The sequence below is a fragment of the Thioclava sp. F1Mire-8 genome, from assembly GCF_002213165.1.
Taxonomy (GTDB): Bacteria; Pseudomonadota; Alphaproteobacteria; order Rhodobacterales; family Rhodobacteraceae; genus Thioclava; species Thioclava nitratireducens.
Genome location: NZ_NBNY01000001.1, coordinates 1,497,668 through 1,514,782 on the forward strand (window position 1 = coordinate 1,497,668; position 17,115 = coordinate 1,514,782).

The 17,115-nt window shown below is 65.5% G+C and carries 12 protein-coding genes; 5 read left to right on the forward strand and 7 right to left on the reverse strand.

Annotated elements, in window-relative coordinates:
• Window positions 1-78 precede the first annotated feature (78 nt).
• The 4 genes from parE to B6V75_RS06915 all read left to right on the forward strand — a co-directional run bounded on the left by parE (window position 79) and on the right by B6V75_RS06915 (window position 4,492).
• The gene (parE, locus tag B6V75_RS06900; RefSeq protein WP_075776271.1) at window positions 79-2,034 is read left to right on the forward strand and encodes a DNA topoisomerase IV subunit B; all 1,956 of its coding nucleotides are present in this window, start codon (window positions 79-81) and stop codon (window positions 2,032-2,034) included.
• A gap of 9 nt (window positions 2,035-2,043) precedes the next feature.
• Window positions 2,044-2,526, forward strand: a complete 483-nt coding sequence (locus B6V75_RS18425) for a hypothetical protein (RefSeq protein ID WP_146694510.1) — start codon at window positions 2,044-2,046, stop codon at window positions 2,524-2,526.
• Window positions 2,527-3,140: 614 nt separating this feature from the next.
• A complete protein-coding gene (locus B6V75_RS06910; RefSeq protein WP_088719124.1) occupies window positions 3,141-3,992 on the forward strand; it encodes an aldose 1-epimerase family protein in 852 nt (283 codons plus the stop codon).
• Window positions 3,989-4,492: a gamma-glutamylcyclotransferase family protein gene (locus B6V75_RS06915; RefSeq protein WP_088719125.1), complete on the forward strand. Its 504-nt coding sequence runs from the start codon at window positions 3,989-3,991 to the stop codon at window positions 4,490-4,492. The genes B6V75_RS06910 and B6V75_RS06915 overlap by 4 nt, the downstream gene beginning before the upstream one ends.
• Here the strand turns inward: B6V75_RS06915 and pdeM are convergent.
• Entirely contained in the window at window positions 4,465-5,112 is a 648-nt protein-coding gene (pdeM, locus tag B6V75_RS06920; protein ID WP_088719126.1) for a ligase-associated DNA damage response endonuclease PdeM, read from the reverse strand. The genes B6V75_RS06915 and pdeM overlap by 28 nt on opposite strands.
• The gene (locus B6V75_RS06925; RefSeq protein ID WP_088719127.1) at window positions 5,109-7,700 is read right to left on the reverse strand and encodes a DEAD/DEAH box helicase; all 2,592 of its coding nucleotides are present in this window, start codon (window positions 7,698-7,700) and stop codon (window positions 5,109-5,111) included. Before B6V75_RS06925 ends, pdeM begins: the two co-directional genes overlap by 4 nt.
• Window positions 7,701-8,005: 305 nt before the next feature.
• Here B6V75_RS06925 and ilvD point away from each other — a divergent pair, with 305 nt between their 5' ends.
• Window positions 8,006-9,841 carry a dihydroxy-acid dehydratase gene (gene ilvD / locus B6V75_RS06930; RefSeq protein WP_075776278.1) on the forward strand — a complete coding sequence of 612 codons (1,836 nt, stop codon included), beginning with the start codon at window positions 8,006-8,008 and terminating at the stop codon, window positions 9,839-9,841.
• A gap of 52 nt (window positions 9,842-9,893) precedes the next feature.
• Here ilvD and B6V75_RS06935 read toward each other — a convergent pair whose 3' ends face one another.
• The 5 genes from B6V75_RS06935 to B6V75_RS06955 all read right to left on the reverse strand — a co-directional run bounded on the left by B6V75_RS06935 (window position 9,894) and on the right by B6V75_RS06955 (window position 17,024).
• A complete protein-coding gene (locus B6V75_RS06935; protein ID WP_146735107.1) occupies window positions 9,894-10,961 on the reverse strand; it encodes an FUSC family protein in 1,068 nt (355 codons plus the stop codon).
• Between the two features lie 53 nt (window positions 10,962-11,014).
• Window positions 11,015-11,845, reverse strand: a complete 831-nt coding sequence (locus B6V75_RS06940) for a fructosamine kinase family protein (RefSeq protein ID WP_240496919.1) — start codon at window positions 11,843-11,845, stop codon at window positions 11,015-11,017.
• A gap of 534 nt (window positions 11,846-12,379) precedes the next feature.
• Entirely contained in the window at window positions 12,380-12,565 is a 186-nt protein-coding gene (locus tag B6V75_RS06945) for a PLDc N-terminal domain-containing protein (RefSeq protein ID WP_088719129.1), read from the reverse strand.
• A gap of 171 nt (window positions 12,566-12,736) precedes the next feature.
• Complete coding sequence (locus B6V75_RS06950) at window positions 12,737-15,823, reverse strand: efflux RND transporter permease subunit (RefSeq protein WP_088719130.1); 3,087 nt, start codon at window positions 15,821-15,823, stop codon at window positions 12,737-12,739.
• A gap of 7 nt (window positions 15,824-15,830) precedes the next feature.
• On the reverse strand, window positions 15,831-17,024 hold the full coding sequence (locus B6V75_RS06955) for an efflux RND transporter periplasmic adaptor subunit (protein WP_088719131.1): 1,194 nt from the start codon (window positions 17,022-17,024) through the stop codon (window positions 15,831-15,833).
• Window positions 17,025-17,115: the final 91 nt, after the last annotated feature.

Consider the following 17,115-nt stretch of genomic DNA (forward strand, 5'->3'; position numbering starts at 1 on the left):
GGCGGTGGGGTCTTCTTGCTCCTCCGCCCCAACCTGCGGTATCTCTTGTTTAGAAAACTACAAGAGAAAGCGAGCAGCATGGCCGACGATCTTCTGACGCCCCAGACCGATTCCTATGACGCCTCCTCGATCGAGGTGCTCGAAGGTCTCGAACCCGTGCGAAAACGCCCCGGCATGTATATCGGCGGCACGGACGAACGCGCGCTTCATCACATGGTGGCCGAGGTGCTCGACAACTCGATGGACGAAGCGGTGGCCGGTCACGCCAGCCGCATCGAGGTCGAGCTGCTGGCCGATCACTCGATCGTCGTGCGCGACAACGGGCGCGGCATCCCGATTGACCCGCACCCGAAATTCCCGGGCAAATCCGCGCTGGAAGTCATCCTCTGCACACTGCACGCAGGCGGCAAGTTCTCGGGCGACGCCTACGAAACCTCGGGCGGTCTGCACGGGGTGGGCGCTTCGGTGGTGAACGCGCTGTCGGATTCGATGGTCGTTCAGGTAGCCAAGAACAAGGAGCTATATGAACAGCGCTTCTCGCGCGGCATCCCGGAAGGTCCGGTCGAAAAGATCGGCGCGGCGCCGAACCGGCGCGGCACCACGGTCACTTTCCATGCCGACGAGCAGATCTTCGGCCATCACCGGTTCAAGCCCGCACGTCTGCTGAAGATGGTGCGCTCGAAGGCGTATCTCTTCTCGGGCGTGGAGATTCGCTGGAAATCCGAGATCGACGACGGCGAGACGCCGACCGAGGCCACCTTCCACTTCCCCGGCGGCCTCGCCGATTACCTGACCGAGACGCTGAGCGGCGCCAGCACCTATGCCGACCGCCCCTTCTCGGGCAAGGTCGAGTTCCGCGAGAAGTTCAACGTGCCGGGTTCGGTCGAATGGGCGATCAACTGGACGCCCTCGCGCGACGGTTTCATCCAGTCCTACTGTAACACCGTGCCCACCCCCGAGGGCGGCACCCATGAGGCGGGCTTCTGGTCCGCCATCCTCAAGGGCATCCGCGCCTATGGCGAGCTGGTGAACAACAAGAAGGCCGCGCAGATCACCCGCGACGACCTGATCACCGGCGGCTGCGCGCTGGTCTCGTGCTTCATCCGCGAGCCGGAATTCGTGGGCCAGACCAAGGACCGTCTGGCCACCGTCGAGGCGCAGCGTCTGGTCGAGGGCGCGGTGCGCGACCACTTCGACAACTGGCTGGCCTCGGACACGAAATCCGCAGGCGCGATCCTCGATTTCCTCGTGCTGCGCGCCGAGGAACGCCTCAAGCGCCGGCAGGAGAAAGAGACCCAGCGCAAATCGGCCACCAAGCGGCTGCGCCTCCCCGGCAAGCTGGTCGACTGTTCGGCCACGAACCGTTCGGGCACCGAGCTGTTCATCGTCGAGGGCGACTCGGCGGGTGGCTCGGCCAAGATGGCCCGCGACCGCAAAAACCAGGCGCTGCTGCCGCTGCGCGGCAAAATCCTCAACGTGCTCGGCGCGGCAAGCTCAAAGCTCGGCTCGAACCAGGAGATCAACGACCTGACGCAGGCGCTCGGCGTCGGCCTCGGCACCAAGTTCAACGTCGACGACCTGCGCTATGACAAGATCATCATCATGACCGACGCGGACGTGGACGGCGCGCATATCGCCTCGCTCCTGATGACCTTCTTCTTCACCCAGATGCGCCCGATGATCGATCAGGGGCACCTCTATCTCGCCTGCCCGCCGCTCTACCGCCTGACCCAGGGCGCCAAACGCATCTATGTGGCCGACGACGCCGAGAAGGAGGCGATGCTGGAGAAAGGTCTGGGCGGCAAGGGCAAGATCGACGTGCAGCGTTTCAAGGGTCTGGGCGAGATGGACGCGAAGGACCTGAAAGAGACCACGATGAATCCCGAGACGCGCAAGCTGATCCGGGTCACGATCCACGACGACGAGCCGAACGAGACCGGCGATCTGGTCGAGCGCCTTATGGGCAAGAAGCCCGAGCTGCGGTTCCAGTATATTCAGGAGAACGCCCAGTTCGTGGAGGAGCTGGATGTTTGAGGAGGCGCGGTGACGGAGCCTCGCTATTCAGTCGAACAGGAACTCGACCCAGACTATCTCCGAAAGCTCGGAGTATATGTTCAGACTTGTGCGCGTATTGAGCTTACCATTTCGAATGTGATCTGTGCGGTTGAGAAGCGTGTCACGGAAACACCAGAATACATCGAGCGTCGGAATGAGCTGCGTAGCTTCGGAACCCGTGACCTTATTTCCGCCTTTGGAAAAACAGCAGCACAACTGGAAAAAGGTAACAGGTGGCGCCCCTACATAAGCGAACTGACAGGGTGGCTCCATCGCTATCATGACGCGCGCCACCTCGCGATCCATGGCGTCCACGTCCAACGGGAAGGAACCGTTCGCGTAAATGCCCGGCCGAAGGGAGCACGTGTCAACGAAGAAAACGAATATTCCATGTCCGAAATCGATCAGGCCCTCAAGAACGCGGATGACATCCTGACGGCTCTAATGCGTTTTTATTCAGAGATCGGGTGAGTTCTTCGCCCCCCCGCCCGGGCGACCAGCCCGGGCAGCGCCCGACCCTCCCCCAGGGAGGGCGCATTGGCGACGCAGCCCACAGCCTCCCCGTCTTCCGGGCTTGCAAGATAAACCGCTCAAACCAACCGACAGCGAAGCCCGCCCTGCGCCGCGACGCGCGGCGCGTTCGCCGCTGAAGGCTTCCACTGGAAGCCTTCCGAGACGCGGCTCACCCCAAGGCTCGGGCGCTGCCCTCATTTCTCATCACAGGCGCCCGTCTGGCCCTTCGCTTGCACTCCGGGCGTTTGCCGGGCGTCCTTCCACTGGAAGGCCGCTAGTCCCGGCTCACCCCTCCCCCCGGGAGGGGCGCATTGGCGATGCAGCTCACAGCCTCCCCGTCCTCCGGGCTTGCGAGATAAATCGCCCAAACCGGACGACAGCAAAGCCCCCCTGCGCCGCGACGCGCGGCGCGTTCGCCGCTGAAGGCTTCCAAAGGAAGCCCTCCGAGACGCGGCTCACCCCAAGGTCGGGCGCTGCCCCCCCTCACTCGGCACGAAACGGACGCGGGCTTGGATCATCTCCGGCGGCGCGATACCAAGGCGAGACACGTCACAACCTCCGGATCCCGACACATGCCGCAGATTTCTTCCGACAGCCTCAGCGTCACCATCGCCGATCTGGGCGCTGAGATGCAGGGGCTGAGCTATCAGGGGCAGGAGCTGCTCTGGGAGGGCGACCCGGCCTGGTGGAGCGGGCAGGCCCCGATCCTTTTCCCCATCGTCGGCCTTCCCGCGCCCGACGGGGTGACGATCGATGGAACGCCCCACGCGATCTCCAAGCACGGCTTCGCCCGCGACCTGCCCTTTCGCGTGACCGAGCTGACGCAATCCCGCTGCTGCCACCTGCTCGAACCCTCGCATGACACGGCGGCCTATCCGTTCGATTTCCGTCTTGAGATCGTCCACGAAGTCGTGGGGTCGGAACTGCGCGTCACCGCTACTGTGAGCAATGCGGGCGAGCGAGAGATGCCGTTTTCCTTCGGCTTTCACCCCGCGTTTCGTTGGCCGCTGCCCGGTGCGACCGGCCCGCATCGGATCGAGCTGAGCAACGGCGCGGAGCCTGCGCTCGCTCGGCTCGTGGATGGTATGCTGGGGCGCGCGCGGATGCCTTCGCCCTTCACGACGGGCGCGCTGACCCTCGATCCGGCACAGTTTGAAGACGACGCGATGATCTTCCCTGAAGGCGCGGGCGACGGGCTGCGCTATTGCGGAGAGGGCGGGCCGGTGCTCGATTTCCGCTTTTCCAACCTGCCCAATCTCGCGCTGTGGCAGAAACCCGGTGCGCCCTATATCTGCATTGAGCCGTGGCACGGGCTGCCTGCTTCGGAAGGCGCCGGGCCGGAACTGGCCGCGCGACTCGACAGCATGATCTTGCCCCCCGGCGGGCAGGAGACATTCGCGATGAGCCTGAGGGTAAGCGGATGATCCCCTACCTCGCCTACGGGTCCAACTTGCTGACCACCCGGCTTGCCGCGCGCTGCCCTTCGGCGCGCGTCATCGGCCATGCGGAGATCCCCGGACATTCGCTCGATTTCTCGAAACGCGGGCGCGACGGGAGCGCAAAGGCCACGATCACGCAGGGCGACGCGAGCACCCGAGGCGTGTTGTTTGAGATCGCGGAGAACGACATTCCAGCGCTCGATGCCGCCGAGGGGGCCGGGCTGCATTACGAGAAAATCGCGCTAGTACTCGAGGACGGCGCACGTGCCTTCACCTATCGCGCCTTGCAGCGCCGGGACGGGATCGCGCCGTTCGAATGGTATCTCGCCCTGATCCGCGCAGGGCGGCGCGAGCATGGTCTGGGTCTGGACGACCTCGCGCCGGTCGTGCCGATCCCCGACCCGGAGCCCGATCGCCCCGGCTTCATCGCGGCGCGCGAGGCGCTGGAACGGGCGGGCTATCGCGACTGGCGCAGCGCGCTCTGACCGATCGGGCGCATCGGCATCCCCGGCCCCGTCAGCACCGCTACCCCCGGCCCGACCAGCGACGACAGCTCCGGCCCGTCGCAATCCAACCCGCCGGTATAGGTGCCGAACGCGGGTAGGATCAGGTGATCGCGACCGATGAGAAACGCCCGATAGGCGCGCCGGGCGATCTTGGCTTTGGGATGGTAATGGCCGGAGAGGTCCGGCCCGAAACCGGCGATATGGCGCAGCGTGAGCGGGCCGATCTGCGTCTCCTCGACGGTCCGGCCCAGGCCGATCGGATCGTGGTTTCCCGCGATCCATAGCAGCTTGGTCAGGGCCGCGAGCTGGGTTAGACGCCCGGCGATCTCCGGGGCGATTTCGCTCGCGGCCGCGTCGTCATCGAAGGCGTCACCAAGGCTGATCAGCCGCGAAGGCCGCAGGCGCAGCACCTCGGCCTCGAGCCGGATTACCGTGTCGAGGCTCTCGAAGGGCGGCAGCAGCGCACCGCCGCGCCGCGCCATCCGCTCGGACTTGCCCAAGTGAAGATCGGCCACGATCAGCGCGCCCTCCTCGCGCCAATAGAGCGCGCCCGACGGTTGCGCCTCGAACCGCTGCCCCGCGAAGGTGATCTCTCTCATTCCAGCCCCGCCTCGCGCATCATCGCCTGCGCCTCTTCTTCCATCAGTCGTGCCTCGCCCGTGCCGCCGCGAATGCCGACCTGCCCATGTTCGAGCAACAGCGGCGCGGCCAGCGGCGTCACATGCGGGGCGCGGATATGCACGATTCTCTGCCCTTGGGCCAGCATCTCCTCGATCCGCTCGAAATCGACAAGACCGCGGCTAGCCTCTTCGCGAGTGATGCGCAGAAGGAGGTGATCGGGATCGTAGCGGCGCAACGTGTCATAGAGGATGTCCGAGGAAAACGTCGCCTGTTTGCCCGATTTGCGCTGCCCCGGCAGATTGCGCTGAATGAGCCCTGCAATCGTCGCGATCGACCGAAACGCGCGCTTCATCACCGCGTTGCTCTCCAGCCAGTCGCGCAGGCCTTCCCGCAGACCTTCTGCCGACAGCAGCGGGGCGGGATCCTCGACCGGGTCGATCGACCAGATCAGCAGCGCGTAATCGGTGGCAACGAAGCCGAGCGGCCCCAGTCCCGCCTGCTCCATCCGGTGCGTCAGCAGCAGTGCGAGCGTCTGATGCGCGTTGCGCCCCGCGAAGCCATAAAGACAAAAGAATGCCCGTCCGCCGCGCAGGAAGGTCTCGCAGGTCAGTGTGCCGGGTGCTGGCAGGGTCGAGATATCGCGCTGCAGTGCCAGCCAATCGCGGGTGTGGGGCGGCAACTGGTCCCAGTCTTCCGGCGAGGCGATCAGCCGTTGCACCCGTTGCGACAGCTCCAGCGAGGTCGCCATCTTCAGCCCCGAGAAGACGGCGATCTTCGGCTCGCGCGTGGCGGCACTCGTCACCTCGACGACCATCTCGCGCAGGCTCTCGTAGCGCACCACCTGCCCGCCGATCAAAAAGGTATCGCCGGGGGTCAGAGACGAGGCAAAGCCTTCCTCGACCTCGCCCAGAGGCGTGCCGCCGCGCCGGGATTTGCGGCGAACTTTCAGCTTCTCGGTCTCGGTGATCGTGCCGATATTCATCCGCAGATCGCGGGTCGCGCGGGGGTCGCGGAGCTGCCATTTTCCGTCGCGCGGCAGCAGGCGCTGCCAGCGGTCATAGGCCCGCAGCGCGTAGCCGCCCGTCGCGCAGAACTCGAGACAGGCATCGAAATCGGCGCGCGGCAGCGTGGCGTAGGGCCCCGCCCCCAGCACCTCGGCATAAAGCGCATCCGCCTCGAACGGCCCGGCGCAGGCCGTCAGCAGGATATGCTGGCACAGCACGTCGAGCGGGCCGCGCCAACGTCGTCCGCCGCCGTCGAGATCGTTCTCGCGCACGGCCTCCAAAGCGGCGGCGCATTCGACAATCTCGAAGCGGTTCGCGGGCACTATCCGGGCGCGCGAAGGCTCGTCATATCGGTGATTGGCGCGCCCGATCCGCTGCACGAGGCGTTTGACGTTCTTCGGTGCGCCGACCTGCAGGACCAGATCGACATCGCCCCAGTCGAGCCCCAGATCGAGCGAGCCGGTACAGACCACGGCGCGCAGAGCGCCATTCGCCATCGCCTCCTCGACCTTGTGCCGCGCTTCCCGCGAAAGCGAGCCGTGATGCAGCCCGATCGGCAGGGCGTTGTCATTCACCTCCCAGAGCGCCTGAAAGAACAGCTCCGCCTGTGCGCGCGTGTTAAGAAAAACGAGGCTGAGGCGTGCGTCCTCGATCGCCGCCATCACGTCGCGCGCGGCGTGCCGTCCGCCGCCGCCGGCCCAAGGCGCGGGGAGCTCGGTCGGCAACATCTCGATATCAGGCGGCGGGCCCGGGTCGGCCATGATCACCCGCGCGCCGCCCATGAAATCTGCGAGCGCCTGCGGGGCCTCGACCGTCGCCGACAGCCCGGTAACGGTCAGGCCCGGCGACAGGCTGCGCAACCGCGCGCCGCCCATGAAATCTGCGAGCGCCTGCGGGGCCTCGACCGTCGCCGACAGCCCGGTAACGGTCAGGCCCGGCGACAGGCTGCGCAACCGCGCGCCGCCCATGAAATCTGCGAGCGCCTGCGGGGCCTCGACCGTCGCCGACAGCCCGGTAACGGTCAGGCCCGGCGACAGGCTGCGCAACCGCGCGACGCCCAGCATCAACTGGTCGCCCCGCTTGCTTTCGGCCAGCGCATGGATCTCGTCGAGCACCACCCGTTTCACCCCCGCGAAAATCTTCGGCGCCTCGGGGTATGACAGCATCAGCGCGAGGCTCTCCGGCGTCGTCAGCAGGATCTGCGGTGGATCGACCCGCTGACGACGGCGCTGCGTGGCCGAGGTGTCGCCGGTGCGATCCTCGATCCGCAGGTCCAGCCCGATCTCGTCCACCGGCGCGCGCAGGTTGCGGGCGATATCCTTCGAGAGCGCCTTCAGGGGCGAGACATAGAGCGTGTGCAGGCCGTCATGGTTCTCCGCAAGATCGACGAGCGACGGCAGGAAACCGGCCAGCGTTTTGCCCCCCCCGGTCGGCGCGATCAGGAGCGTATCTTCGCGCGACGCCAGCACCTCCAATTGGTGTCTATGCGGCTCCCAGCCGCGGCTGGCGAACCAGTCGGAGAAGCGTTGCGGCAGGAGGGGCGTGGCGGCGGTGTCGGGCATCGGATGAAAGGTAGGTGAAGGCGGCGGATGCGCAAGCTTTGCCGCGTGTCTTCCGGGGGCGTCGCGCGCGCGCCGCGCAAGACCATCGTCTCCCGTATGAGGCGCCCTGCGTCGCGCCACGCGGCGCGCTCCCCGCTCAGGCTTCCACTGGAAGCCCGCCGAGACGCGCTCTCCCCAACATCTCGCACCATCGCACAGTCCACCCGCGCCATCTCGCCACTGTTCATCGGGCGATCCATGTTATATTCAGGCCCGCGACAGGAAATTGCCCGAGTCCCCTCGGGCGCGACAGAAACGGAAATCTTATGGCCTTTTATCGTTCCCGTAGATCCACCCATGGCCGCAACATGGCAGGTGCGCGCGGTCTGTGGCGCGCCACCGGCATGAAGGATGACGACTTCGGCAAGCCGATCATCGCGGTCGTGAACTCCTTCACCCAATTCGTGCCCGGTCACGTCCACCTCAAGGACCTCGGCCAGATGGTCGCGCGCGAGATCGAAAGCGCGGGCGGTGTCGCGAAGGAATTCAACACCATCGCCGTCGACGACGGGATCGCGATGGGCCATGACGGGATGCTCTACTCCCTGCCTTCGCGCGAAGTGATCGCCGACAGCGTCGAGTACATGGTCAACGCCCACTGCGCCGATGCGATGGTCTGCATCTCGAACTGCGACAAGATCACCCCCGGCATGATGATGGCCGCGATGCGCCTGAACATCCCGGTGATCTTCGTCTCCGGCGGCCCGATGGAGGCCGGGAAGGAAGGCGCGGAAATCATCGGTCACGACCTTGATCTGGTCGATGCGATGGTCGCGGCGGCCGACGAGAAATACTCCGACGAGGACGTGCTCGCGATCGAGAAGGCCGCCTGCCCGACTTGCGGGTCGTGCTCTGGCATGTTCACCGCGAACTCGATGAACTGTCTCGCCGAGGCGCTGGGTCTGGCCCTGCCCGGCAACGGCTCGATGCTCGCCACCCATGCTGACCGTAAGGAACTGTTCCTCGAGGCGGGCCGCAAGATCGTCGAGATCACGCGCCGCCATTACGAGCTGGAAGACAAGGGCCTGCTGCCGCGCGAGATCGCGACCTTCGAGGCCTTCGAGAACGCGATGAGCCTCGATATCGCGATGGGCGGGTCCACGAATACCGTGCTGCACCTGTTGGCGATCGCGCATGAGGGCAAGGTCGAGTTCACGATGGAAGACATCGACCGGCTGAGCCGCAAGGTTCCGGTGTTCTGCAAGGTCGCGCCGGCGAAGCAGGACGTCCATATGGAAGACGTCCACCGCGCAGGCGGCATCATGGGCATCCTCGGCGAGATGAACCGCGCCGGCCTGATCCACGAACACGTGCGCACCGTGCACTCGGAAACGATGGGCGAAGCGCTCGCGAAGTGGGACGTGATGGTCGCGAATGACGACGCCATCCACCAGTTCTATCGCGCGGCTCCGGGCGGCGTGCGCACCACGCAGGCGTTTTCGACAGAGAACCGCTACAAGGAGCTCGACCGCGACCGTAAGGGCGGCGTGATCCGCACCGCGGAACATGCCTTCTCGCAGGATGGCGGTTTGGCGGTGCTCTACGGCAACATCGCCGAGCAGGGCTGCATCGTGAAAACCGCAGGCGTGGACGACTCGATCCTGAAATTCTCGGGCCCCGCGAAGGTGTTCGAGAGCCAGGACGACGCGGTGTCGGGCATCCTCACCGGCAAGGTCGTCGAGGGCGAAGTGGTCATCATCCGCTATGAAGGTCCGCGCGGCGGACCGGGGATGCAGGAGATGCTCTACCCGACCTCCTATCTGAAATCGAAAGGCCTCGGCGCCAAATGCGCGCTGTTGACCGACGGGCGGTTCTCGGGCGGCACGTCGGGCCTCTCAATCGGCCATGTGAGCCCGGAAGCGGAAGAAGGCGGCACGATCGGCCTCGTCGAGACCGGCGACATCATCGAGATCGACATCCCGAACCGCACGATCAACCTCGCCGTGGCCGACAATGTTCTGGCCGCGCGCCGCGAGGCAAAAGGGCCGCTGCCGTGGAAACCGGCAGAGCCGCGCAAGCGGGCCGTCTCGACCGCACTCAAGGCTTATGCGCTGCTGGCCAGCTCGGCGGCGAAGGGCGGCGTACGCATCCTGCCCGATTGATCGGCTGACATCGCGATTTGAAACGGCCGTCCCTCGGGGCGGCCGTTTTCGTTCACGCGGCATCGCTCTCGGGAAGGCTTTCCTCCCAGCCGAGCCGCTTGCGGATCGCATGGGCGAGATAGCTCATTGCCAGGGCCGAGGCCCCACCCAGCACCGTCCCCGCGATCCGGCCCCATGCGTTCGACAGCGGCGCATCATTGCCCATCGAGACCATCACCACGATCAGCGCGGTCAGGAAAGCCACGAAGGTCGGGTAATGCGCGGGCGGAGCAAACAGGATCGCGGTCACGCCGAATATCACGTAGAGCCCCGGCATAAGCGCGCTGTGCGGCCCGAGCCACAGCACAAGCAGGCTCGCTCCGACCGCACCTGCAAGCGTCGCGAGGCTGCGCACGAAGACGCGCTCCCATGTCATGCCCGGGCGCGGGCGCAACATCAGCAGCGCTGACAGCGGTGCCCAGTAGGGGTGGTTGATCGAGAGGGCGACCGCGATCCCGTAGGACAGCCCCACCGCGCCCATCGCCTGCAGCCCCTGCCCGATCAGCGAGTTGCGCGGCGCGATGCCGTCGGGCGGCACCTGCCCGTCGAGCGTTGGACCGGTTTCGGGCGCGAAGTGTTTCCAGATCACCCGAACCGCCTCTTCCACGGCCAAGACCCAGACCATCGCGCCGCCGACGGCGAGCAGCACCGGCCCGGGCGACGGGATGAACTGTACGAGAAAGGTCGAGAGCGAGAAGAACAGCCAACTTTGCAGGAACAGCCACCACAGGCTCATATCTCGGCGTGACAACAAGCCCACCGCGAAGGCGCCGAGCAGCATTCCCGGCACGCTCAGCGCGACGCCGCCGATCATGATCTTCGCAGCGACCATCCCGGCGAAGATCCCGACGAGCTTACCGGCGATGTCGAGGAAGGTGACGGGCCAGCGGCGGTTGCGGATCGACTTGCCCTGCCCCGTCGAGGTGGCAAACCCCGCGCCGAGCGCCGCCAGTTCCTGCCCGCGCGGCAGGTCGAGCATCAGCACGATCCCGACCAGCCCGCTCAGCGCCAGCGCTGCGGGCAATCCGCGCGACCAGTTGAGCGCGGGCAGCCGCGAGATCGAGACATTGGGCAGGGACACCGTGAACACCTCTCAATGCAGCCAAAGCGCCTCATGGCCGCGCTGGTTCCCCGTTAGACGCCGATCCGGTCCAGAAGCCCCGCCACCATTCCGTGATAACCGGCCCCGAACAGGCGCAGATGCACGAGCGCGGGCCATAGCTGATAGATCACCCGGCGCGCTTCCCAACCGGGCGGCAGCGCGCCGTAGCCCACGGCAAATTCCCGCCCCGGCGCGCCGAAGAGATGAAGCATCGCGAGATCGACCTCCGCGTCGCCGTAATAACATGCCGGGTCGATCAACCCGCTCAGGTGCCCCTGGTCGCCCAACACGTTTCCCGCCCAGAGATCGCCATGCAGCAAGGACGGGAACGGGCGTGGCGGCAGATGCTCGTCGATCTGCGCCGCGAGCCTCTCGACCCGGCGGGCGAGCGGCGCGGGCAGTTCGGGCAGCGACGGGCGCAGCCTTGCCTCGGCCCAGAACTCGGTCCATGTCGCTTGCCCTGCGTTCGGGATCGGCACCGGGCCGAAAGCGTAATCGACGGGCCAACCATAGGGCGTATCATCGGGCGCCCCCGGCGCACGGTGCTGGCGGAGAAGCGACTCGCCGAGTTCCAGCCAGCCCGCGCCCCTCAGCCCGCCGCTCTGGGATAGCGCCTCCATAACGAGGCAGATCCGAGAGACCGCAAGCACCTTCGGCACCCGCGCGCCCGCGTCGGCCAGCGTTCGAAGCATCTCTGCCTCGGTCTCCGGGCTCGGCCCGCCCTTGGCGATCACCCGCTCCCCACTCGGCAGGTCCATCGCCAGAACCGGGCTCAGATCGCCGCCCGCCAACGGCTTGACCCGCTGCGGGCTCATATCCAGCAAGCGTGCAGCTTCGGTTCCTATCCGTTCGGCTTCGTCCATCTCGTCCTCCCGGTCCGCTCGGTTTGCCCGTTCCGTCGCGGCTACCGGCGAATATCCGCCCTGTGCAGCCCGATTACGGTTGCGTGCGTGCCCCCATCCGGTGCAAATGCCCTTTGTTGCCGTCGATCCGCTTCTCCTTTGCGGGTCAGCCCTTCGCGCAGCTTAGACATTCCGGACGCCTTCGTGTCGAGGACATGCGCGTAGCGCTCTCGACCCGTGGGACCGTCCGCTTTTACGTTCCCGTTCGGGAACAGTACGAGACCCTGACGGAGATTCCCCACACTCGTCTCCGTCGGGCAGCAGCCGCCGCGAACCCCTTGCGGCGGCTGCGTTCACCCGACCCCGCTCATCGCAGGAAGGCGTTCCCGGCGCGGCTCGCAGCAGTTGGCGTAACGGCCTCGCAAAAAGCGAAAGGATCAGCCACCAAGGGCTGATCCAGACAGCCAGCGCGAGCGCCAGCAGCAATAGGGTAGCAGAGCCGATAGGAACGATACGCAGGGCACTGCGCGGCTCGTCCCTTTGCCTCCGCGTCGTTCAAACTGTCGCCTTCGCGCCCTTCGGTCCGGCGATCAGCCAGATGATGAAGCCAATCACCGGCAGGATGATGATCAGCAAGATCCACAGCACTTTCTTGCCGGTGGACGTTCCCGAACCAAAGATCGACACGATGGCCCAGATGTCGAGGATGAGGACGATGAGGCCCCCGATCATGCTCAGCATAACTTCACTCCTTTATCGGTTCTTTCCGGCATTTGCCGGCTTTCCTTGGCGGGGAAACTTGCGTCTTCAACGCTTTGTTCCCCGCATTCCCCGATTCAGGCGGATGTGACAGGTCGCTGAGGCGGTCATGGGCCTGACGCCGCCGGCTCCGCGACGGAATCGCCCCCCGCCTCAGCGCCCCGGAGTGAGTTTGCGGATCAGGACGTAGAAGGCGGGCACCATGAAGACACCGATGAAGGTTGCCGCCGCCATCCCGCCCAGCACGCCGATGCCGATCGCGTTCTGCGCCGCGGCCCCTGCCCCGGTCGCGATCGCCAGCGGCACCACGCCGAGCATGAAGGCGAGCGAGGTCATCAGGATCGGGCGCAGGCGGAGCCGTGCCGCCTCGATGGTCGCGGGGATCAGCTCCTTGCCCTCGGCCTCGAGGTTCTTGGCGAATTCCACGATCAGGATCGCGTTCTTCGCCGCCAGACCGATGGTCGTCAGGATACCCACCTTGAAATAGACGTCATTCGACTGCCCGAAGACCCACGCCGAGACCAGCGCCCCCAGAACGCCCACCGGCACGGCGAGCATCACTGACAGCGGGATCGACCAGCTCTCGTAAAGCGCGGCAAGGCAGAGAAAGACCACAAGCACCGAGAGCGCATAGAGATAGGGCGCCTGATCGCCGGACTGGCGTTCCTGATAGCTCAACCCCGTCCAGGCGACCGCGTAGCCGCCGGGCAGGTCATTGACCAGCTGCTCCATCGCGTCCATCGCCGCGCCGGAGCTTGCGCTGTCCGACGCCTGGCCCGAGATTTCGATCGCATTGGCCGCGTCATAGCGCGACAATTTCGGCGCGACGGAGACCCATTTCGTCGTCGCGAAAGACGAGAACGGCACCATTTCACCGGAGGCGTTGCGCGCATACCAAGTGTCGATATCCTCCGGCTGCATCCGGTAGGGCGCATCGGCCTGCACGATCACCGGGCGCAGATTGCCATTGAGATCGAAGTCGTTCACCGATCTCCCGCTGAAGATCACTGAGAGCATCGAATTGAGGTTGCTCAGCGTCAGACCGAAGCTTTCGGCCTTCTGCTGGTCGATATCCAGCTGCAGTGCTGCCTTGTCCTCATCGCCGCTGACCCGGACATTGGTCAGGCGGCTATCCGATTTCGCCTCGGCCACGAGCTGATCGCCTGCCTCCTTCAGCGCAGCGGTCCCGTTATTGCCCTGATCCACCAGGTACATCTGGAAGCCCGAAGAATTGCCGATCCCGCGGATCGCCGGCGGTTGCAGAAAGAAGACCTGCCCCGCGCGCAGACCTGCGAAATGGGCGTTCGCCCGCCCCGAAATCGCGGCGGCGGTTTGATCCGCGCCAGTGCGCTCACCAAAATCCTTCAGCTTGGCGAAGACCATCGCAGTGTTCTGTCCGCCACCCCCGAAGGAAAACCCGAGCGTCGCGAAGACCGAAGCCACATCGGACTTCTCCTGCGTCAGCAGGTATTGGGTGATCTGGTCGACCACATCCGACGTCTGTGCCGTCGTCGACCCTTCCGAAAGGTTCACCATCGCCATGAGCACGCCTTGATCTTCCTTCGGAAGGAAGGAGGACGGCAGCCGGGTCATCACGCCCCAAGCGCCCGCCAGCACGAGAACCAGCACCAGCGCCATCAGGAAGGGTTTGTGCACGATGCGCGCGACCGCACCGGCGTAGCCACGCTGCACTTTCGCGAAACCGATATTGAAAGCGCGCGCCGGCGCAATCGCGCGGCCCGTCGAGGGGCGCAGGAGTTTGGCCGCCAGCGCAGGCGTCAGGATCAGCGCAACCACGGCAGAGAGCACCATCGCGGTGATGATCGTTACCGAGAATTGCCGATAGATCACGCCCGTCGAGCCGGGAAAGAACGCCATCGGCAGGAACACCGCCGACAGCACAAGCGCCACCCCGATCAGTGCGCCGGTGATCTGGGACATGCTTTTCTCGGTGGCTTGGAGGGGACTGAGCCCCTCCTCCTCCATCACGCGCTCGACGTTCTCCACCACGACGATCGCGTCATCGACCAAGAGGCCAATCGCCAGCACCATCGCGAACATTGTCAGCGTGTTGATCGAATAGCCCGCGACCAGCAGCACCGCGAATGTGCCCAGCAGCACCACGGGAACTGCGACGATCGGGATCAATGTCGCGCGCCATTTCTGCAAGAATACGAGGATCACCAGCAGCACCAGCACGATCGCTTCGGCCAGCGTGTGATAGACCTTCTCGATGGAAAGCTGCACGAAGGGCGAGGTGTCGTAGGCGATCTGGAACTTGACACCCTCGGGCAGCGACGATGACATCCGATCCAGCGTCGCACGCACTGCCGCCGCCGTATCGACTGCATTCGCGCCGTTCGCGAGGTTCACGCCGAACCCTGCCGCATTCATGCCGTTGAACCTGGAATTGGTGCCGTAATTCTCCTGCCCGATCTCGATCCGCGCGACATCGCCCAGATAGACCGCAGAGCCGTCGGGTTCTGTTTTCAGCAGGATCTTCTCGAACTGTTCGACCGAGGTCAGCTGGCTCTGTGCGGTGATCGTGGCGGTGAACTGCTGGCCTTCGGTGGTGGGCAGATCGCCCAGCGAGCCGACCGAGACGGTGGTGTTCTGCGCCTGTACTGCCGCGGTCACGTCCGTCGGCGTCAGCTGGTATTGCTCGAGCTTGTAGGGATCGAGCCAGACCCGCATCGCGTAGCCCGAGCCGAAGACGTTGATCCCGCCCACGCCCGCAGTGCGCTCGATCGCGCCTTTTACTTCGGTGTCCAGAATGTTGCCCAGCTCGACGGTCGAATATTTGCCATCGGTCGAGACCAGTGCCCCGACCATCAGGATGTCCGAGGACGAGCGCGAGACATTCACCCCGGAGGTCTGCACCGCATCAGGCAGCGCATTCTCGACCTTGCGGATCTTGGTCTGCACCTCGTTTTCGGCATCGATCGGATCGACCGAGCCGTCGAAGGTCAGCGTCAGCCGCGCAGAGCCCTGGTTGGAAGAGCTCTCCATGTAGAGCAGCCCATCGAGCCCGGTCAGCGAGTCCTCGATCGGCGTCGTCACCGAGTTCTCGACCGCCTGCGCGGTCGCCCCGGAATAGCTGGCGGAGATGCGGATCGTGGTCGGCGCGACCTCTGGATATTGCGAGACGGGAAGCTGCGTGAGCGCGTAGCCGCCGGCGAGCATCGTCACCAGCGCGAGCACGATCGCGAAGACGGGGCGATGGATGAAGAAGCGGATCATGCCGGGTTCACTCCGCCTTCGCCGTATCGGTCTCGTCACTCGAGGGGCTCGCATCCTTCACGACCCCCTGCGCGTTGATCGTCACCGGCACCGTCTTGATCTCGGCCCCGTCACGCAGGTTCTTCAGCCCGTCGAGGATCACCTGATCGCCGCTCTCGATGCCGCCGGTCACGATCCACGCGTTCTGATAGGTCCCCGCCGTCGTCAGCGTCACCTTCTTCGCCGTGCCATCCGCGGCGACGAAGGCCGAAAGCGACCCATCCCCTTCCCGCGTGGTCGCTCGCTGCGGCACGAGGATCGCCTGAGTCGTGCCCAGCGTGATCTTCGCGCGCAGGAACTGGCCCGGCAGGATCAGCCGGTCGGGATTGTCGAACTTAAACCGGAAATCGACCGTGCCGGTGGTCGAGGATACGGTCGCGCCGGGGCTGACCAGCGTGCCGGTGCCGTCATATTCCTCACCGGTCTCCAGCAGCAGCGAGACCTTCAGTTGATCGCCGCGTTGAAGCGTACCCTGATCGATCCGTTGACGCACCCGCATGATCCGCGCCGCACTCTCGGAAACATCGACATAGATCGGATCGAGCCGCGTTACCGTGGTCAGCGCGTCGGACTGGTTCGCCGTGACCAGCGAGCCGACGGAGACGTTCGCCACATCCGGGTAGCCGTCGATAGGCGAGCGGATCACCGTGCGGTCGAGATTGAGCTGCGCGGTCTGAAGATCGGCCTCGGCACTCAGCGCGGAGGCCTTGGCTTGGGCCAGCGTAACCCTCGCCGTCTCCAGATCGCTCACCGAAATCGAAGTCTTCTCCAGCTTGGTGTAGCGGTCCACCTGCGATTGCGCGGCCTGCACATTGGCGTCGGCGCTCGCCTTCTCGGCCTCGGCTGCGGTCAGCTCGGCCTGATAGGTGTCGTCGTCGATGTGAAACAGAGCGTCGCCCGTCGCGACCTTGTGACCCGCCTCGTAATCAATCGAGGCGATGGTGCCGGCGACGCGCGGGCGGATATCGGTCTGCTCATAGGCCACGGCGCGGCCCGGCAGGGTGACGGTATAGGGCACGGACCGTGTCTCGACCTGCATCACGCCGACCTCGGTCGGGCCACGCGCGCCGCCCGGCATTCCCTGCGCCAATGCCTGCGCGGCGACCCCGCCCGCAAGCAGCATCCCAAGCGCGGCGCGCCGCGTCATCCGACCAATGCTCATACTGAAACTCCTGTCCGCAGCCCGGTTGTCCCGGCGTTGTTCCATTTCTACGATAGGCCCGCTTGGTTCTGTCGCCACTCGCGCGCGGCGG